This window comes from Bartonella elizabethae F9251 = ATCC 49927, from assembly GCF_000518165.1.
GTDB classification, from domain to species: domain Bacteria; phylum Pseudomonadota; class Alphaproteobacteria; order Rhizobiales; family Rhizobiaceae; genus Bartonella; species Bartonella elizabethae.
This window is the reverse complement of record NZ_JADB01000002.1, coordinates 145,002-164,996: the sequence shown is the minus strand read 5'-3', so window position 1 is coordinate 164,996 and position 19,995 is coordinate 145,002. Positions and strand designations below refer to the sequence as shown.

13 protein-coding genes are annotated in these 19,995 nt (G+C 38.9%); 12 read left to right on the top strand and 1 reads right to left on the bottom strand.

Annotated elements, in window-relative coordinates:
• Positions 1 to 341: 341 nt before the first annotated feature.
• The gene (locus T429_RS0103140; RefSeq protein WP_005774368.1) at positions 342 to 1,874 is read left to right on the top strand and encodes a YifB family Mg chelatase-like AAA ATPase; all 1,533 of its coding nucleotides are present in this window, start codon (positions 342 to 344) and stop codon (positions 1,872 to 1,874) included.
• 11 nt (positions 1,875 to 1,885) lie between these two features.
• On the opposite strand, the gene T429_RS0103135 is transcribed toward T429_RS0103140, so the two are convergent.
• Positions 1,886 to 2,845, bottom strand: a complete 960-nt coding sequence (locus T429_RS0103135) for a transporter substrate-binding domain-containing protein (protein WP_005774367.1) — start codon at positions 2,843 to 2,845, stop codon at positions 1,886 to 1,888.
• 568 nt (positions 2,846 to 3,413) lie between these two features.
• Between T429_RS0103135 and gyrB the strand changes: the two genes are divergently transcribed.
• From gyrB to tsaE, 11 genes are all read left to right on the top strand, one after another.
• Complete coding sequence (gene gyrB / locus T429_RS0103130; RefSeq protein WP_005774964.1) at positions 3,414 to 5,846, top strand: DNA topoisomerase (ATP-hydrolyzing) subunit B; 2,433 nt, start codon at positions 3,414 to 3,416, stop codon at positions 5,844 to 5,846.
• Between the two features lie 118 nt (positions 5,847 to 5,964).
• Entirely contained in the window at positions 5,965 to 6,747 is a 783-nt protein-coding gene (gene ubiE, locus T429_RS0103125) for a bifunctional demethylmenaquinone methyltransferase/2-methoxy-6-polyprenyl-1,4-benzoquinol methylase UbiE (RefSeq protein ID WP_005774365.1), read from the top strand.
• Between the two features lie 2 nt (positions 6,748 to 6,749).
• A complete protein-coding gene (gene ubiB, locus T429_RS0103120) occupies positions 6,750 to 8,336 on the top strand; it encodes a 2-polyprenylphenol 6-hydroxylase (RefSeq protein ID WP_005774364.1) in 1,587 nt (528 codons plus the stop codon).
• A gap of 69 nt (positions 8,337 to 8,405) precedes the next feature.
• Positions 8,406 to 9,833, top strand: coding sequence for a bifunctional phosphopantothenoylcysteine decarboxylase/phosphopantothenate--cysteine ligase CoaBC (gene coaBC, locus T429_RS0103115; protein WP_005774363.1), 1,428 nt, complete (start codon positions 8,406 to 8,408; stop codon positions 9,831 to 9,833).
• 153 nt (positions 9,834 to 9,986) lie between these two features.
• Positions 9,987 to 10,706, top strand: coding sequence for a sulfate transporter family protein (locus T429_RS0103110; protein ID WP_005774362.1), 720 nt, complete (start codon positions 9,987 to 9,989; stop codon positions 10,704 to 10,706).
• Between the two features lie 928 nt (positions 10,707 to 11,634).
• Positions 11,635 to 12,555 carry an acetyl-CoA carboxylase, carboxyltransferase subunit beta gene (gene accD / locus T429_RS0103100; RefSeq protein ID WP_005774360.1) on the top strand — a complete coding sequence of 307 codons (921 nt, stop codon included), beginning with the start codon at positions 11,635 to 11,637 and terminating at the stop codon, positions 12,553 to 12,555.
• Between the two features lie 4 nt (positions 12,556 to 12,559).
• Positions 12,560 to 13,879: a bifunctional folylpolyglutamate synthase/dihydrofolate synthase gene (locus T429_RS0103095; RefSeq protein ID WP_005774358.1), complete on the top strand. Its 1,320-nt coding sequence runs from the start codon at positions 12,560 to 12,562 to the stop codon at positions 13,877 to 13,879.
• Positions 13,880 to 13,922: 43 nt separating this feature from the next.
• Positions 13,923 to 14,921: a complex I NDUFA9 subunit family protein gene (locus T429_RS0103090; RefSeq protein WP_005774357.1), complete on the top strand. Its 999-nt coding sequence runs from the start codon at positions 13,923 to 13,925 to the stop codon at positions 14,919 to 14,921.
• Between the two features lie 655 nt (positions 14,922 to 15,576).
• Positions 15,577 to 16,974, top strand: a complete 1,398-nt coding sequence (ahcY, locus tag T429_RS0103085) for an adenosylhomocysteinase (protein WP_005774356.1) — start codon at positions 15,577 to 15,579, stop codon at positions 16,972 to 16,974.
• Between the two features lie 36 nt (positions 16,975 to 17,010).
• Positions 17,011 to 19,476: a PAS domain-containing sensor histidine kinase gene (locus T429_RS0103080; protein WP_005774355.1), complete on the top strand. Its 2,466-nt coding sequence runs from the start codon at positions 17,011 to 17,013 to the stop codon at positions 19,474 to 19,476.
• Positions 19,477 to 19,487: 11 nt separating this feature from the next.
• Positions 19,488 to 19,955, top strand: coding sequence for a tRNA (adenosine(37)-N6)-threonylcarbamoyltransferase complex ATPase subunit type 1 TsaE (tsaE, locus tag T429_RS0103075; protein ID WP_026500859.1), 468 nt, complete (start codon positions 19,488 to 19,490; stop codon positions 19,953 to 19,955).
• Positions 19,956 to 19,995 lie beyond the last annotated feature (40 nt).

Below are 19,995 nucleotides of genomic sequence, written 5' to 3'. Positions count from 1 at the left end.
GGTAAATATGACTACTTTGCATGCTTTATACGTTTTATCACATCAAATAACACTCTGCGATACATAACGTCACCCTCCCCTCATATCTTAACAACATTCTGCTCTGTTGTATCACACAAACAGCCTTATTCCTTTTCCTTAACATATTCATTTAGCTTATTATAAGTGTTTTATTGCGCTCCATACTATCATGGTTAAATTTGTACAAATAACTTACCATGAGAACGCTATAAAAACCCTCGTATCCATATAGATCTCTCCATTCAAAAAACCATAGAGATGCTTCTTGATTTTTATGCGTAGATATGATTGTCTCTCCCAAGTCTGAAGGGGGAAGATAAATGATCGCACGTATTACAACTGTTGCTTTTCGCGGTCTAGAAGCGGTCCCTGTCGATGTACAGGTTATGATTTCATCCGGTAAAATGGGTATGGCTATTGTTGGATTAGCCGATAAAGCCGTTGCAGAAAGCCGTGAACGCGTACAAGCAGCCCTCCATGCTTGTGGGCTTTCTATGCCAACCAAACGAATTACGATTAATCTTGCACCAGCTGATTTGCCTAAAGAGGGATCACATTATGATTTGCCAATTGCCGTAGGCTTAATGCTTGCTATGGGAATCCTTCCTCCCGAAGTAGCGCAAGACTATGTCATTTTAGGTGAATTGTCACTGGATGGTTCGCTGACCGCTGTCAATGGTGTTTTACCAGCAGCCATGACAGCGGTATCACTCGATAAAGGACTGATTTGTCCCTTTCAATGTGGACCTGAAGCAGCATGGGCAAATGCAGAAATAAATATTCTTGCCCCAGAAACTCTTCTCACAATAGTCAATCATTTTAAAGGGACCCAAATTCAAAAACGTCCACAACCGCGCCAATATACAATCGAAACTGAACTTCCAGACCTTTGCGAAATCAAAGGACAGAAAACAGCCAAACGTGCCTTAGAAGTTTGTGCGGCTGGACGCCATAATCTTTTGTTTGTTGGTCCTCCTGGTGCTGGAAAATCTATGTTGGCGCAACGCTTACCTTCTATTTTACCCCCTCTTGATAGTCGTGAGCTTTTAGATGTCTGTCTGATTGCATCTATTACAGGAGAAACGATTCATAATACCATTTCACTTCATTGCCCCTTTCGTTCCCCTCATCATTCTGCTTCCATGGCTGCAATGATTGGTGGAGGGCTTAAAGGACGTCCAGGAGAAATCTCTCTTGCCCATAATGGCGTTCTTTTTCTTGATGAATTGCCTGAATTTTCTCCGCAAGTTCTTGATTCCCTTCGTCAACCTTTAGAAAGTGGAGAAGCAGTTATTGCTAGAGCTAATCACCATATCAGCTATCCTGCTCGCTTCCAACTCATTGCCGCAATGAATCCTTGCCGATGTGGTATGGCAGGTGAAAAAGGCCATGTTTGTGCTAAAGGAATACGCTGTCAAATCGATTATCAATCCCGTATTTCTGGTCCGCTTCTCGATCGAATTGATTTACGAATTGATGTTCCTGCTTTGACAGCAATGGATCTTATGCAACCAGAGCAATCAGAAAAAAGCTGCGATGTTGCCAAACGCGTTGCACGGTGTCGTGCCATTCAAGCCAAACGTTTTGCAACGCTAGGGCTTGACCATATCCGAACCAATGGCGATTGCCCTGCCAAAATTATAGAACATATTGCCATTCCTGATAAAAATGCCGCCACACTCTTACGAGATGTGAGTGAAAAAATGCATCTTTCTGCACGTGCTTATCATCGCATTCTCAAAGTTGCGCGGACGATTGCTGATCTTGATGGATCCGATAATCTTTCACGCCATCATCTCGCAGAAGCCATCTCCTATCGACTCGGCACGGAAAGATTAACAGCTCTTAACTAAAAAACTGTTCATCAGTAAAAACTTATTGGAAAGTAACGCAAATAAAGCTCTGCAAGTTTACCATCATCTTCTAAAGATTTTAGGGCATAATTGAGGATATCAATCAATTTTTCGTTCTTTTTTGCAACAGCAAGCTGCATTCCTTGACCCAATAACTGTGGTGCCATATATGCCCCCCCAACAAAATGACAACAATCAATAGATTTTTGATGTTTGAACCATAACGATAAAGAAAGTCCATCATCAAAAATAAGGTCAATTTTATGGTCTTGTAAGGCTTTATAGAGCTCTTCCCTCTCTTTAAATCCTTGCCATTTTGCTTTAGGAAAATAATCATGAAAAAGCTTTTCGTGAATACTTTTAGACAAAACACCACTGGTTAAATGAATCAATTGATCGCTTATTGGTTCATCAAGATTTAACTGTCGAGAAGCAACAAATCGCGCTGGAAAGCGCAAATATGACTTTGTAAAAACAAGATCTTGTTGGGTTTGACTTGTTTCTTTTAAACCCGCAATAATAACTTCTGCACCACCATTTTTGACATGCTCGACCAGCTCTTGCCAAGGAACCACTTCTATTTCACAAAATTTCTCTAATTTTAATTTTGAGCAAATAGCACGCAATAAATCGATATTATAACCTGCAAGATGCCCCGTTTGATCAAGAAAATTAAAAGGAGGAAAATCAAAAGTTGTTACAAAACGCAAACGAGTGATATCCTTGGTATCAGGTTGTACAAAATGTTCATGCGAATCAAAAAAAGAAGGCAACTTTCCAGCTATTTCAGCTTCTGCGTAAGAGAAAAATAGAAATCCCACTGCTACAAATAAAATACGAATAAAAAGAGTATATAAATTATGAAGTAAAAAGTAGCGTAAATACCATTGAAGCTGTTTTACATGTATAGGTTTTCTTATTTTCAAAATCTCTTCCCCATTTTTCAAAGATAAGGTGCCACTCTGCTTCATTATTATCTAACGCGCTTCACCAAAATATCTTCCATTTCATCAATAAAATTCTTGCTCTTTTTTAAACTGTTAAAAATTTCAATAATTTTTATATATTTTTTGAAATACATTGAAAATGCTTAAACTTTTAATCTCAAATAAAGCTATAAAAAGAAATTAACCTTGTAGCATTCTCAAGGTATTTGACGTTATACTCTTCAAACTCAGCTTCTCTCGATAAATTCTTACGCTTTTAAATTCTTTTGTCTTCCTATTCATGCGATTCACTTAACGAAAGGCTAGACTGATAAATCCTGTGCTGAATATTCACTACGCACTGTAAAAATACTTAAATATATCAAAGAAGCGCTTACTTATTTTATATTATTCCCCTAAATGACAGTGTTTTATTGTATAATAGTGTCATATTATTTCATCATTCTCTCCATTATATAGCGACAGATATTGAATCTAGCGCTGATATACGGTAAATGTTTAATGTGGTTATTCCATAAATAACTGATCAGAACATTGGGCTTTAAAAAAGCGAATAAAATATTGTAAATTGAACACAGAAATGGACTAACTTATGAGTGATGAAATAACCTCACCGACACAAGGCGATGACTATGGTGCCGCCTCTATCAAAGTTCTCAAAGGTCTTGATGCTGTACGCAAACGTCCAGGTATGTATATCGGTGATACTGATGATGGATCAGGGTTACATCATATGGTCTATGAAGTTGTAGACAATGCTATCGACGAAGCTTTAGCCGGTCATGCAACTCTTGTAAACGTCACACTCCATGCGGATGGTTCTTGTTCGGTTCGTGATAATGGACGTGGAATTCCAACAGATATCCATCCAACAGAAGGTATTTCTGCTGCTGAAGTTATCATGACACAACTTCATGCCGGTGGAAAATTTGATCAAAACTCTTATAAAGTTTCAGGTGGATTACACGGTGTTGGTGTTTCTGTGGTGAATGCACTCTCTGTTTGGCTTAAATTGAAAATCAGACGGAATGGTAAAATTCATGAAATATCATTTACCCATGGGGTGGCTGATGCTCCCTTAAAAGTTGTTGGCGATTGTGATCAAGAAAGTGGAACAGAAATTAGATTTTTACCAAGCTCTGAAACCTTTACTATGGTTGAGTTTGATTTTGAAACTTTAGAGCGTCGTTTACGGGAATTGGCCTTTCTTAATTCTGGAGTTCATATTCTTCTTGTTGATGAGCGTCATGCTGACATTCAATCCGTTGAATTGCATTATGAAGGCGGATTAACCGAATTTGTCAAATATATTGATCAATCAAAAAAAGCACTCCTAGACACTCCTATTTACATTGCCAGTGAAAAAGATGGTATGGGCGTTGATGTTGCCCTATGGTGGAATGATTCCTATCATGAAAAGGTCTTGTGTTTTACTAATAATATTCCTCAGCGGGATGGTGGAACGCATTTAATCGGTTTTAGAAGTGCTCTTACACGCCAAATTAATGGTTATGCTGAATCTTCAGGGATTGCCAAAAAAGAAAAAGTGAATTTAACCGGTGATGATTGCCGTGAAGGATTAACAGCTATTCTTTCTGTCAAAGTTCCTGATCCTAAATTTTCTTCACAAACAAAGGACAAATTGGTTTCTTCTGAAGTGCGCCCCGTTGTTGAAAATTTGGTCAATGAAGGTCTTTCAATATGGCTAGAAGAACACCCTAATGAAGCAAAGCTTCTCATTAGTAAAGTGGTGGAAGCTGCAACAGCACGTGAAGCAGCACGTAAAGCACGTGAACTCACAAGGCGAAAAGGAGCGCTTGATATCACTTCTCTGCCAGGAAAACTTGCCGATTGCCAAGAGCGTGATCCTGCAAAATCAGAAATCTTTATTGTTGAGGGAGATTCCGCAGGCGGTTCAGCAAAAAGTGGACGCTCACGTCAAAATCAGGCAATTTTACCTCTCCGTGGTAAAATCCTCAATGTTGAACGAGCCCGCTTCGACCGTATGCTCTCATCTGATATGATCGGAACCCTTATTACAGCTCTTGGAACATCTATTGGTAAAGATGAATTTTCACCCGATAAATTACGGTATCATAAGATTATTATCATGACAGATGCGGATGTTGATGGAGCCCATATCCGCACTCTACTGCTCACTTTCTTTTTTAGACAAATGCCCGAGTTAATTGAACGGGGACATCTTTATATTGCGCAACCACCACTTTATAAAGTATCGCGGGGAAAATCTTCTCAATATATTAAAAATGAAGCAGCCTTTGAAGAATTCTTAATCGATACGGGACTAGAAGAAACAACTCTCGAGCTTGCAACAGGAGAAGTTCGTGCAGGGGCTGATTTATATCAACTCGCTAAAGATGCCCGTATATTCCGTCAACTTTTAAATGGCCTTCATACCCGTTATGACCGCAATGTTGTTGAGCAAGCAGCCATTGTTGGGGCTTTTAACTCTGAAGCCTTTGCGACAGAAGAAAAAGCACAAAAAATAGCAGATGCCGTCGCGCAGCGCCTTAATCTAATTGCTGATGATATGGAAAAAGGTTGGAGTGGACAATATACAGAAAATGGAAGTTTATGTTTTGAGCGTGTTTTGCGTGGTGTTAAAGATGTTATCACGCTTGATGCAGGGCTTATAAACTCAACAGATGCACGTCAAATTGATCGCATTTCCCAAAATTTTAGCGACCTATATCATCCGCCTCTTCTTTTACGCCGCAAAGATAAAACAGAGCGTATTTTTGGACCTATGAGCCTCTTAGAGAGCATTTTTACAAACGGTAAAAAGGGTATTACTCTTCAACGCTATAAAGGTCTTGGGGAAATGAATGCTGAACAGCTTTGGGAAACAACCCTTGATCCCAATGCGCGTTCTCTTTTACAAGTAAAAATTAATGATGCAACTGATGCAGATTCACTCTTTTCTCGTCTCATGGGTGATGAAGTTGAACCGAGACGTATTTTTATTCAAGACAATGCCTTAAGCGTTGCTAATCTTGATATCTAAAGGTACTCTTCTGTTTTTGGCTGTATAAACGTCGCAGTTTTGTACGTTGTTTTTTCGTATTTGAACATTATCTCTCTCTTTCATTTACGATAAAAGAAAAATAAGGAAGGTCATAGATATGGCAACTGAAACAGAACGTGTAGGCGCCAAAGGAGGTATGGAGCACTCCTTTGGGTTTACAAGAGTTGATGAAACACAAAAACAATCCATGGTGGATGGTGTGTTTCATTCTGTTGCTGAAAATTATGACAAGATGAATGATATCTTATCCTTAGGGCTACACCGTGTGTGGAAAAATTCTATGGTTGCATGGCTTTCTCCACCAGCACTTTCTCATTGGAGAGTTCTTGATGTTGCTGGTGGTACAGGCGATATTGCTTTTCGCATCCTTAATGCTTCGCGCCAAAAAGCCCATGCTACGGTTCTTGATATTAATGGCTCTATGCTCAACGTTGGCAAACAACGTGCACAAAAAAATGGTCTTGCCCCTCTGATTGATTTTGTTGAAGCTAATGCAGAACATCTCCCTTTTGAAGATCAAAGCTTTGACGCTTACACAATTGCTTTTGGAATTCGCAATGTTCCTCATATTGATCAAGCTCTTAGAGAAGCTTTTCGTGTTTTAAAACCCGGTGGACGTTTTTTATGTCTAGAATTTTCAAATGTCGAGATGCCTTGGCTCGATAAAATTTATGATCTTTGGTCTTTCCATGCTATCCCTAAGCTGGGGCAATGTATTGCAAATGATGGCGATGCTTATCGTTATTTGGTTGAATCTATTCGAAAATTTCCTAAACAAGATGATTTTGCCCATATGATCAAGCAAGCGGGATTTTCACGCGTATCATACCGCAATCTCACAGGTGCGATTGCAGCACTGCATTCAGGTTGGAAACTTTAAAAATGGTGCAAATTTCTCCTTACTTTCAATTGATGCGTGCAGGATGGGTTTTAGCGCGTGAAGGTGTTTTAAGTGCTCTTCCTCATGATGATCTTCAAGGATTTCCAGCATTATGTCATCGTATAGCGCGTGCATTAGCACGACGCAAAACGAAAAAGAAACAGCGATCTGAAAATATTTCGTATGCTATCAATAAGCTTGGACCCTCTTACATAAAACTTGGTCAATTTCTTGCCACAAGACCCGATATTGTCGGACGAAATGTTGCAGACGATTTGTCACAACTCCAAGATCGTGTTGAAACATTTTCTTGCACCGCCGCTATTTCTCAAATCGAAAGTTCGCTTGGTCGTTCTATTGATGATTTATTCGTCAATTTTTATCCCCCCATTGCCGCTGCTTCTATCGCTCAGGTTCATCCTGCTGAATATTGTGATGAAACCGGTCATAAGAAAAAATGTGCCGTAAAAGTTATTCGTCCTAATATCCGAGCACGTTTTTCTAAAGATCTTAGAGGTTTTTACCTCATTGCACATTTACAAGAGCGTTATATCCCTGCCTCTCGAAGGCTGCGTCCTGTTCGTGTGGTGGATACTTTAGCACAAACAACACGCCTTGAAATGGATCTGCGCTTAGAAGCAGCCGCCATATCTGAAATGGCTGAAAATATTCAACAGGATACGGGGTTCCGAGTACCAAAAATTGATTGGGAACGGACAGGGCGTAATGTTCTTACCATGGAATGGATTGATGGTATAAGAATATCCGAAATTTCCAAGCTCAAAGAAGCAGGTTTTGATCTACAGGCGCTTGCCATTACGCTTATTCAATCTTTTCTACGCCATACATTGCGTGATGGTTTTTTTCATGCCGATATGCATCCTGGTAATTTATTTGTAGACTCAGATGGGTGTATTGTTGCTGTTGATCTAGGGATTACAGGAAGGCTTGGCAAAAAAGAAAAATATTTCCTTGCTGAAATTCTTTATGGCTTTATTACCCGCGATTACCATCGGGTAGCTCGTGCTCACTTTGAAGCAGGCTATGTCCCTTCACACCATAATATTGAAAGCTTTGCGCAAGCCAATCGCGCGATTGGTGAACCAATTCACGGGCAATCAGCACAAAGCATTTCCATGGCTAAGTTGCTCACACTGTTGTTTGAAGTCACTGAATTGTTTGACATGCAAACGCGACCCGAACTTCTCTTACTGCAAAAAACAATGGTTGTCGTAGAAGGTGTTGCCCGCACTTTAGACCCCAGTTTTAACATGTGGAAAGCTTCTGAACCCGTTGTTAGAGAATGGATTAGTAAAAATTTAGGACCCATAGGCGTTGCAAAAGACTTTAGTGAAGGAGCACAAGCTCTCCTTTCGCTGGCACGCAAAACACCACAATTGATACAAAATTTCCAACGTATGGAAGAAGATTTCAATCAAATGAGGAAAACAGGTTTTAGTCTTTCTCCTACTACCCTCAAAAAACTTGCTGCTGAACAAAGTCGTAGAAACCGTTATGCTCGTTATAGCTTATTTATTATTGCGCTTTGTTGTATTTTTTTCACTTTTTACTTTTTTCATCTTTTCTAATCTCCTTAATATGCTAAAAATATCAACAATGAAATCACTGCAATCATTTTTGTTTCTTGGAGATATTTTATGGCCAGTATTACTATTCGTAACCTCTCTCCTGAAATTAAAGAAGCTTTGCGCATACGCGCCGCGCAAAATGGCATTTCTATGGAAGAAGAAGCACGCCGTCTTCTAAGTAATCCTACCGCTCTCACCACGCCACTCTCTCATGCAAGTGCCGTTGAAGTGCAATCATTGCAATCAAAATCACTCCTTCTTATTATTGGTGGAAGTATTGCAGCCTATAAAGCGCTTGATCTCATTCGTCGTTTAAAAGAACGTGGAGCACACTTAAATGTCATAATGACAAAAGCAGCGCAAAAATTTATTACGCCTTTAGCCGCTGAAGCTTTAAACGGTGGTAGGGCATATACTGATTTATTTTCACGCGAAGAAGAACATGATATCGGACACATCCAACTAGCACGTGATGCTGACCTTATTATTTTAGCCCCTGCTACAGCCAATCGCATTGCAAAAATAGCCCATGGTATAGGAGATGATCTTGCCGATTGCGTCTTGTTAGCAGCACGCTGTCCACTCTTAATTGCCCCCGCTATGAATCCAGCCATGTGGGCACATCCAGCCACTGTTCGCAATGTTGCACAATTGCGCGCAGACGGCGTCCATATTATCGGACCAGAAATGGGAAAAATGGCTGAACGTGACGAGACAGGCCATGGGCGCATGAGTGAACCCTTAACCATCGTTGCTGCCATAGAGGCTCTTTTGAATGTGCGTGAAAAACCTCTCTCTGGCCGCCATTTTATCGTTACCTCTGGTCCTACCCATGAACCCATTGATCCAGTGCGTTATCTTGCTAATCGGTCTTCGGGTAAACAAGGCCATGCCATTGCAACCGCTCTTGCGCATTTGGGGGCAAAAGTAACTCTTATTTGTGGACCTGTTAATCTTGCAGATCCGCAAGAAGTAAAAACTATTCATGTTGAAACAGCACAACAAATGTTACAAGCTGTTCAAGAATCATTGCCTGCGGATGGTGCCATCTTTGTTGCCGCAGTTTGTGACTGGCGCAGTCAAACGCAATCTTTACACAAAATTAAAAAGAATGCTCATAAAACACCACCATCCCTCCATATGGTTGAAAATCCCGATATTTTAGCAACAATTGGACACGCTCCAAACCGCCCCTCCTTGGTTATTGGTTTTGCTGCTGAAACTTGTGATATCATTGCCAATGCGCAAAAAAAATGTGTTGAAAAAGGCGCTGATTTCATCCTTGCTAATGATATTTCTCTTCAACCGGATGGTACAAGTGTCATGGGCGCTGATACAAATAAAGTTTATCTCGTAAGTAAAGAAAAAGTTGAACAATGGCTCCCTATGCGTAAACAACACGTAGCGCAAAAATTAGCAAACATGATCGTATCATTTTTTGCCCTCCAAATGCCTACACCTCATGAGAAAAAAGCACCTGATTTTAATAATATATAAAGGTGAAAATCCTCTTTTTTACAAAGCAATATCAATGTATTTCTTTAGTGTTATTGAAAATAGAGCTTGTAATTCAAGAAAGAAAAAATTACACGACACCTTCTTTAAATATATTTCTTGTTTTTTTTGCATCTTTCCTTAGTTTATTAATCTATGATTTTTACTGCTGCCTATCGTGCTTTACAACGTTTGCTGACTTCGCAATATAGCATTATGATCCTAAAAGCGTTGGGGATTACTTTTTTTGTGCTCGCCATTTTATGGTTATGTGTGCACCAATTTTTTGTGTCTTACTTTTGGCCTTGGGTTTCTCAGTTTCTTCCTGGACTTCCGAGTTGGGCAGGATGGTTGGGGTTCAGCATGCTTATCATCTTCAATCTTGGTTTAGCTCTTTTGTTGGCTTTTTTGATTGCCCCCATCACCGCTATGATTGGTAGTTTTTTCATTGACTCTGCTGCCGAAATTATTGAAAAGGAAGATTATCCAAATGAGCCTCTTGGACAAGCGATGCCATTTGGACGTTCTCTTATCCTCTCCTTTAAATTTGTTATTTTAAGCCTTCTTGGTAATGGAATTGCTTTTATTTTATTCTTCATACCAGGTGTTAATTTCATTGCTTTTTATATTATTAATGGTTACTTGCTTGGGCACGAATATTTCTTGTTTGCTGCTTACCGTTTTCGAACAGAGCAAGATGCGCGTGCTTTTTTACATACTCATTATACAATGGTTTTTGGCGCTGGATTGTTGATCGCAGTTTTTGTTTCAATTCCCATTCTTAATTTAGCTACACCACTTTTTGCAGCTGCCTTTATGACACATTTACACAAAATGCTTTCCCAAAAAACCATGGCATGCATCACTCAAAAATAATATTTTTTAAACTTCACAAAACTTATTAGCCAAAGAAAACATATTATAAAATTCTATGCTTGACCTTTTTTTCAGTCAATATATTGATTTATACTGATAATTTATCGTTCTATGACATGAATAGAAAACCTAAATATCATAAAACTCTCTCATTTTAACCCTATCCATCTTGAATCCAATTGCAATGGTTTGTTGAGATGTCATAAATGGAAACGGTGTGTGGATAAAAGCACTTTAAAAAAGCATAAAATACCTCTCATACTCCCTCTCAATGCAAAAATTATTGTCACATTGGAAACGAGCAAAGAATATGAAGTGGTTTGTACCTTCTATTTCAGTAAAAATGGGAAGCATCATGAATTTATACCTTTCATGGAAGGAGAGTATACGCTTCATAGGCACTCTCATGAAAGAATTTTTAAAATATGTGAAATGCGTGCGCTTTAAGAAAACCGTTTGAAAAAAATCTTGCTCTGGTATTAGCGTTTCGCTAACATAACGTTATCACATCCACTCTTTTTAATGGATGCGTATCGCCTTGTTAAGGTTTTTTATATTATGAGGTTTCTTTGCTTTAGGACCGTTGGTGTTCGTGATTAGTTGGAGAGTGATTTTTATTAAAAGAAAATAAGCGGTTTGTTAACCAGCGCAAGAGATGAGTTTTAACACCAAAGTCAAAGAATAAAAACATATAAGTTCTTAAAAATTCTTAGAGATTTGTGATCGGGAACACTCTTCGTGCATATGATTTTTATGACATTGGAAATGGTAAAAATAAAAAACAATGAGGTTAGAGCTATACGTGCATGAATAAAAGTATTAAATGGATTCATTATTGTTCAGCCGGAAAAGCAAATGTAACTGCTTAAGTTCTATATTCTTTCAAATCATGCAAAAGATGTGTAATATTTAAAGGAAGGCTATAAAGATGAACTGGATTACAAATTATGTTCGTCCTAAAATTAACTCTATATTGGGACGCCGTGAAATTCCAGAAAATCTATGGATTAAAGATCCTACCAGTGGTGAAATGATTTTCCATAAAGATCTGGAAGCCAATCAGTTTGTGGCTCCCAATTCTGGCTATCATATGCGTATCAGCGCCAAGAATCGTCTCATGCATTTTTTTGATGATGGTGTCTATACAGCTCTTGAAAATCCAAAAGTTGTAACAGATCCTTTAAAGTTTCGTGATGAAAAACGCTATATTGACCGGTTAAAAGATTATCGTTCTAAACTTGGTGTTGATGACAATATTTTAAGTGCACGTGGTACGATTGAAGGCTTACCCATTATTGCAACCGTTCAAGATTTCGCTTTTATGGGTGGATCTCTTGGTATGGCTTCAGGAGAAGCTATTATCAAAGCTTTTGAGACGGCTATTGCTGAAAGGCGCCCGTTGGTTCTTTTTGCTGCTTCTGGTGGTGCACGCATGCAAGAAGGAACACTCTCATTGATGCAAATGCCCCGTACAACAGTAGCAATTGAAATGCTAAAAGAAGCAAAACTTCCCTATATTGTTGTTCTGACCAACCCAACCACTGGTGGTGTTACCGCTTCTTACGCCATGCTCGGCGATATTCACATTGCTGAACCCGGCGCTATGATTGGATTTGCTGGTCCACGTGTGATTCAACAAACTATACGCGAAACTCTACCAGAAGGTTTTCAAAGTAGTGAATATCTGCTTGAACATGGTATGATTGATATGGTTGTATCGCGTTTAGAAATGAAAACAACCATTGCACGTCTTTTACGCTTAATGATGAAACATCCTGCTATTGTTAACCCTTCCAACCCATCCCCTACAAATCCTGACATGTCGCTTTCTACAACAAAAGCAGCTTAAATTTATGCAAAAAAGTCAAGTACAAAGGGTGGTAGATGATTTACTCCAGAATTATCCGAAAAAATTTGATCTTTCTTTAGGGCGTATTGTCCGCCTTTTAGAACGTCTTGGCAGTCCACATTTAAAACTTGGCCCTGTTATTCACATTGCTGGAACAAATGGTAAAGGATCTGCCTCAGCAATTTGTCGTGCTCTTTTAGAAAGTGCAGGCTATTGCGTTCATATGTACAGCTCACCTCATCTCGTCAACTGGAATGAACGCTGCCGGTTAGGACAAAAAGGAGGTGGTCAATTTGTTCCAGAGACCCTATTGGCTGAAACAATCCGTGAAATCATAAAAGTAAATCGTCAAGAGCCAATTACTATTTTTGAAATTTTTACAGCCGCTGCCTTTATGCTGTTTCATATCCATCCAGCTGATGTTGTCATTTTAGAAGTTGGGTTGGGAGGACGTTTTGATGCTACCAATGTCATTAACAAACCAGCCGTATCGCTTATTATGCCCATTGATTATGATCATGAGAACTTTCTTGGAAACACAATTGCTCAAATCGCTTTCCAAAAAGGGGGAATTATCAAGCCAAACGTTCCTGTAGTAATCGGTAAGCAAAATTATGAAGAAACTCTCGCTACTTTAATATCCCTTGCCGATAAAAATAAAGCACCTTATTCTCTATTTGATCAAGATTATCAAAGCTATAAAGAACATGGCCGTATGGTTTTTCAAAACAATCAAGGTCTCATGGATCTTTCCCTTCCTAACCTTATTGGAGACTACCAAGTTGCCAATGCTGGTGCTTCTCTTGAAGCCGTCTATCAAGCGGGTTTTCAACTTTCAGAACAAGTCATAAACAACGCTTTGAAAAATATTTATTGGCCCGCACGTATGCAACATCTCACCCAAGGATATTTGGTTGATCAACTGTCTCCTAAGTTTGATTTATGGTTAGATGGTGGTCACAATCCTGCTGCTGGAAAAGTTATTGCCGCTGAACTTACACAATGGAGAAAAAAAACAAATCGCCCCATTATTATGATTGCTGGCATGATCAATACAAAAGATGCTGTCGGTTATTTTCGTCCTTTAGCGAACCTTATCGAGAAAGTATATACGATACCGCTTATTAATAATAACGCCAGTATCTGTCCAATAAATTTAGCTGAATCAGCCCAAAAAGCTGGAATCTTTGCGTCCGCCCAAGCGCACCTACAAGATGCTTTGCGTAAAATTAAGGAAGAATATCAAGAGGCTATTGTTCTTATTGGAGGTTCCCTTTATCTTGCTGGCGATATTTTGCGTGACAATAAAACACCACCGTGTTAGAGATTGGCTATTTTTAAAGCTTTGAAAGATAGACTTTTTAATCATGCAACTTGATTGTGCACTTTATCAACACCCTAAACTTATTACTGTTTTTGGCGGGTCTGGTTTTGTAGGACGCCATGTCGTCGAAACTTTGACGAAACGAGGATATCGCGTTCGTATCGCTGTTCGTTGTCCACAAAAGGCTTATTACATGCTCCAAATAGGAGAAGTAGGACAAACCCAAATGCTTAAAACGGATATCAAGCATCGTGCCTCTGTTGCACGCGCATTACTTGGAGCTGATGCTGCAGTGTTTTTGCCTGGTAGTTTAAAACAAGCCAATCAATCTAATTTTAAAAGTACACAAATTGATGGTACCTACAATGTTGCTGAACTAACAGCAGAAGCTGGTATTCCACTCATCTATATGTCAACACTTGTAGCCAAAGAGAATGCTTCATGTCTTTATGCGCGTGTTAAATTTATGGGCGAGCAAATCATTCATAACAAGCATTCTCAAGCAATTATTATCCGCCCATCTGTTATCTTTGGGCCAGAGGATTGTTTCTTTAATACCTTGGCAGATTTGTCACGTTTTTTACCCATTATGCCTCTTTTTGGAGGTGGGCAAAGTAAATTGCAACCCGTGTATGTTGGTGACGTTGCTGAGTTTATTGCGCGCGCTTTAGATGGGCAGGTTTCTTGGGGAAAAAATTATGATCTTGGTGGCCCCCAGATTATTACCTTCCAAAATGCTCTTGAAAATATTCTCAAAATTATTCACCGTAAAAAAATGCTTCTGTCCATGCCTCTTTCTGCGGGGTTATTGATTGGAGGGATTTTGGGAACAATCGGTAAATTGCCCTTTGTACCAACACTTGTAACGGCTAATCAAATACGCTTTTTGCAAATGGATAACATTGTTTCTCAAGAAGCTCTTGAAAATGGCTATACTTTAGAAGGTGTGGGAATTACTCCTAAAGCAATCGCTGCGTCCTTGCCAAGTTATCTCTGGAGATTTCGTCCACATGGTCAATTTTCCCAAAACTTAACCGTCTAAAATAAATTCTCCCAAAATTGAATTAGTTATTTGATTTATAATTCACGGTTTGTTGTTCGCTATTTAAAAAACAGCGTGTTCAATAGATTCGTGTTTTTGCATCTTAAATGATCTATTCAAGATTACACAAAGTGTTTCTTCACACATTTACAGTCTTTTGATAAAAATTATTGAAAATAGAAAAAAGTATCTCTTATAAACTGTCTTTATGCAAAAGCAGAAGCACCACCCCATAGGAATCTAGAAGAACTGGATCTGGATTGTCTATTCATAAATATAAAGACAACAACGTGTAGCTTTGCATTATATTATTTTGCTTAAAAGCTTAATCATGAAATGAAACAAGGTAATGTACATTTTCTAAACAACCGCACGAGCGAGGAAAATAAGAGTATACTCCCTTTGATTACCCCGTAAAAAAGTCGATATAAAAACTGTGACGCAATGCATCATTTTATTCTTTAAAAGGTATCCCTCTGGAGATTTTTAAAAGCTTTAACGTGACGTAAATCAGAGCCATAAATAGCATGTTTGTTGCACAAATTTATAGAGATTTTAAAAGAGCTTTTTCACATAAAGAAGTCTTCTTCTTATCTTGCATTTTTTTTTAATTTCTCCTACCGTCTTTAAAAAACTGATTTTAAAGGAATGAAGAATGACAGCTCAAGATTTTGTTGTCAAAGATATTGCCCTTGCTGATTATGGTCGTAAAGAACTTGATATTGCTGAAACTGAAATGCCTGGCTTGATGGCTTGTCGCAAGGAATTTTCCTTCAGTCAACCTTTGCGGGGTGCGCGCATTTCTGGCTCATTGCACATGACAATTCAAACAGCTGTTTTAATTGAAACATTAAAAGCGATTGGTGCCGATATACGGTGGAGCTCTAGCAATATTTTTTCTACGCAAGATCATGCAGCAGCAGCTATCGCCGCAACGGGTGTTCCTGTATTCGCTGTTAAGGGTGAAACATTGGAAGAATATTGGACTTATATAGATGCAATTTTCCAATGGCCTGATGGTAATCCTTCTAATATGATTTTAGATGATGGAGCAGATGCTACAAACTATATTTTAATGGGAAGTCGTGCAGAACAAAATAAAGATATCCTCTCGCATCCCAAAACAGAAGAAGAAGAAATTTTTTTCAAACAAATCCAAAAGCGTATGGATACAACGCCAGGATTTTTTACACGACAACGCGTAGCAATTAAAGGTGTAAGCGAAGAAACCACAACAGGTGTCAATCGTCTTTATCAATTACAAAAAGAAGGGCTTCTGCCTTTTCCTGCTATTAATGTCAATGATAGCGTCACAAAATCAAAGTTTGATAATAAATACGGATGTAAAGAATCATTGGTTGATGGTATTCGCCGTGGAACAGATGTGATGATTGCGGGGAAAACAGCCATTGTCTGTGGTTATGGTGATGTAGGAAAAGGTTCAGCGGCTTCTCTTTCAGGTGCTGGAGCTCGTGTGAAAATAACAGAAATTGATCCTATTTGCGCGCTTCAAGCGGCTATGGATGGTTATGAAGTTGTTAATTTGGATGATGCTGCCTCCAGTGCTGATATTATCATCACAACAACAGGCAATAAAGATGTTGTGCGTTTAGATCATATGCGCCAAGTAAAAGATATGTGTATTCTTGGCAATATTGGTCATTTTGATAATGAAATCCAAGTTGCAGCCCTTAGAAATTTGCCATGGACCAATATTAAACCTCAAGTTGACATGATCACCTTTCCCGATGGAAAACGCATTATTTTGCTTTCTGAAGGGCGTTTGTTAAACCTCGGTAATGCGACGGGACATCCTTCTTTTGTCATGTCAGCCTCGTTTACCAATCAAGTTTTAGCGCAAATTGAACTTTTTACTCGCGCTGAACACTATAAAAATGAAGTTACTGTTTTGCCTAAACATCTTGATGAAAAAGTTGCACGTCTCCATCTTGATCGATTAGGAATAAAATTAACTGTTTTATCAGAAGAACAAGCTGCTTATATTGGAGTCACACCGCAAGGACCTTATAAACCAAACCATTACCGTTACTAAAATGCTTCCTTGGGTTTAAAAAGAGGGAAAAATGTCGTGCTCAGCTTTGGTGACCATACCCCCAAAGAAAAAGCTCAAAACATGATTCGAATTTGCACGCATATATTTTGCCTTTTTTTCTTTTTTTCTCCAACACGCACTGTTGCTCAGTCGTTGGAGGGTTATTTACCATTTTCTTTCACTTTGCCAAATGGTCCATGGCTGCTTTTAGCACTGTGTGGAGGAATTTCTTGTGCTTCATTTCTCACATGCATGGCTGTTATTATGCATGCAAAAAAAGCAGCCCAGAAGCCTTTGAAGATAACTCAAACAGATTTTTCTGAAAAACTTAAATATTATGAATGGCTTCTGGAAGAAACCGGACAAGTCCTTCTTATTTGGGAAAATCCAACATCCTTGCCTCGTGTCGTTGGTGGCCTTTCCACATTGCAAAAAATAAGCATTGATCAGCAAGATTTTCAGCGCTTTGAACTCTGGATTGAAGAAAACTCTCTGCGAGAACTTGATTATGCGTTGACTCAACTGCGTTGTAAATGTCATCCTTTTGAGCTTTCTATCACAACCACAAATAATGTGCTGTTACAAGTTACAGGGGTTATTGCAGGGACAGTCGCTATCGCTCGTTTTCAAGATATCTCAAAACAGCAGAGCGAAAATGCTCGTTTACAAAAAGATATTGCTCGCCTTCTTACTGAACTTAGAATGCAACGTAATCTTCTTGATCTTATTCAAGAGCCTGTATGGATAAAAGATTGTAAAGGAAAAGTTTGTTTTATCAATCGCGCCTTTAGAGAAATGACAGACTTTCGTGAAGGTAGTGATGAAGTGGGGGATCTTTTCAATGAAAACACACAACGCAAAACAGATGAAACAGAAACAATTTTTCAAGAACATGTTCATACCGTCATTGATGGAGAACGGCGCTATTTTCATCTCACACGTCTCACAACAGCCGAAGGGATGGCTGCTTTTGCACGAGATGACAGCGCCTATGAAAATCTTGCTCATGAATTAAGATATGTGCTTCAAAGCCATTGTGAAACCCTTGACCAAATCTCAACAGCTGTCGCCATTTTTGATACAAACCAAAAATTAAAATTCTGCAATCATGCTTTTAAAGTTTTATGGCCGTTAGAAAGTTCCTTTTTAGAAAGTGAACCAAGCCATACATTATTTCTTGAACGTTTACGTGAAAAAGGGCTCATTGCTGAACATCCTGATTGGCGTGTGTGGAAAGAAGAACTTTTTAAAGCCTATCGGCAAACAGAATCAAACCAACAAATTTGGAATCTTCCAGATGGTCGTACAGTGCGTGTTGTCTCGAATCCTCATCCACAAGGAGGGGTTACATGGCTTTATGAAAACCTTACAGAAAAAATTGATCTTGAACGCCGTTATAATACACTTATTAAAATACAAGGTGAAACACTTGATAAACTTTCTGAAGGCGTGGTCGTTTTTGGTGCTGATGGACGCCTTCGTTTATCAAATCCTTCCCTGTCGAAATTGTGGTCGCTTCCTTATAATTTAATGGTAGAAGGAACCCACATTACACAGTTAAAAAGCCATTGTTCAGCCTTAACCTTAGGAAAAGAATGGGATCAATTTACTAAATTCATTACCGGTTTTGCTGAAAAACGTGAAACATATTCGGGTCGTATAGATCTTAAAAATGATATGATTATTGACTATACTTTGGTCCCTCTTCCCGATGGACAGACGATGCTTACTTTTGTGAATGTTACAGATACTGTCCATGTTGCACGTGCTCTTCAAGAAAAAAATGAAGCCTTAGAAAGTGCAGATCGTTTGCGTAATGAATTTGTCCAACATGTTTCCTATGAATTGCGTACACCTCTCACCAATATTATTGGTTTTTCCGATATTTTACGGGATCAAATTTTTGGTTCTATCAATGAACGTCAACAAGAATATCTTGGGCACATTCATTCAGAATCAGGAACTCTTTTAAATATTGTTAACGATATTCTTGATCTTGCCACTCTTGATGCAGGCATTATGGAGTTAGACATAAAACCAGTGAACATTGCCGATGCGATGATACAAGCAGTAGCCCGTGTAGAAGATCGCCTTAATGGGCGCCACATTACGCTTTTACAACAAATTTCTCCTTCCTTAAACACTATTTCTGCTGACGAAAAACGCTTACATCAAATTTTTGTGAATGTCTTAAGTAATGCACTTAATTTTGCAACGGAAGCGAGCACAATTGAATTTTGTGTCGATGAACAAGATGATAACATTGTCTTTAGCGTTCACAATGAGGGCTCTGACATCCCTGAAGACATTCTTGATCGTATTTTTAAACGTTTTTCTTCCCATTCACACCATGGTGGGCGTGCAGGAGCTGGGCTTGGTCTTTCGCTTGTGAAAAGTTTCGTTGAACTACACGGTGGGCATGTTGAAATTCTTACCGGTACAGGACAAGGAACAACAGTTAAGTGCTTTTTCCCCCTCCCAAAAGGAGATAAGATTTTTTAATGAAAGCCTTAATGAATTTTGATTTTTTCCTTGAAAATGAAGAAGCAACAAAGCTTTTTGCAAAAAATTTAGCCCTTTCTTTAAAGCCAGGGGATCTTGTAACACTGCAAGGAGATCTTGGAACTGGAAAATCAACCATTGCACGCACAATCATCCAAACGCTTGCAAACGATAACACTATGGATGTTCCAAGCCCTACTTTTACTCTTGTGCAAAGCTATCAACTTTCACAGTTTGAAATTATTCATGCTGATCTTTATCGCCTTTCTATGGCAGAAGAAATTGACGAATTAGGGCTTCATGAAACACGTGAGAAAACCATTTTACTCGTTGAATGGCCAGAAAGAAGTGCAGATCTTTTAGAGATTGCAACTTTTGCACTCACCTTACACTATAAAGCACAGGGACGTCATGTGACATTGAGATCGTCACAACATTCCATTGAACGTTTGCAACAATCTTTTGCAATTCGCACATAAAAAAACATCGACATAAGCATGCTTAACAGTATGGACTCTT

Bases quoted from the DNA above. Each gene is read 5' to 3' on its own strand.
- T429_RS0103140 (WP_005774368.1), top strand. From the start codon at position 342: ATGATCGCACGTATTACAACTGTTGCTTTTCGCGGTCTAGAAGCGGTC.
- T429_RS0103135 (WP_005774367.1), bottom strand. From the start codon at position 2,845: ATGAAGCAGAGTGGCACCTTATCTTTGAAAAATGGGGAAGAGATTTTG.
- gyrB (WP_005774964.1), top strand. From the start codon at position 3,414: ATGAGTGATGAAATAACCTCACCGACACAAGGCGATGACTATGGTGCC.
- ubiE (WP_005774365.1), top strand. From the start codon at position 5,965: ATGGCAACTGAAACAGAACGTGTAGGCGCCAAAGGAGGTATGGAGCAC.
- ubiB (WP_005774364.1), top strand. From the start codon at position 6,750: ATGGTGCAAATTTCTCCTTACTTTCAATTGATGCGTGCAGGATGGGTT.
- coaBC (WP_005774363.1), top strand. From the start codon at position 8,406: ATGGCCAGTATTACTATTCGTAACCTCTCTCCTGAAATTAAAGAAGCT.
- T429_RS0103110 (WP_005774362.1), top strand. From the start codon at position 9,987: ATGATTTTTACTGCTGCCTATCGTGCTTTACAACGTTTGCTGACTTCG.
- accD (WP_005774360.1), top strand. From the start codon at position 11,635: ATGAACTGGATTACAAATTATGTTCGTCCTAAAATTAACTCTATATTG.
- T429_RS0103095 (WP_005774358.1), top strand. From the start codon at position 12,560: ATGCAAAAAAGTCAAGTACAAAGGGTGGTAGATGATTTACTCCAGAAT.
- T429_RS0103090 (WP_005774357.1), top strand. From the start codon at position 13,923: ATGCAACTTGATTGTGCACTTTATCAACACCCTAAACTTATTACTGTT.
- ahcY (WP_005774356.1), top strand. From the start codon at position 15,577: ATGACAGCTCAAGATTTTGTTGTCAAAGATATTGCCCTTGCTGATTAT.
- tsaE (WP_026500859.1), top strand. From the start codon at position 19,488: ATGAATTTTGATTTTTTCCTTGAAAATGAAGAAGCAACAAAGCTTTTT.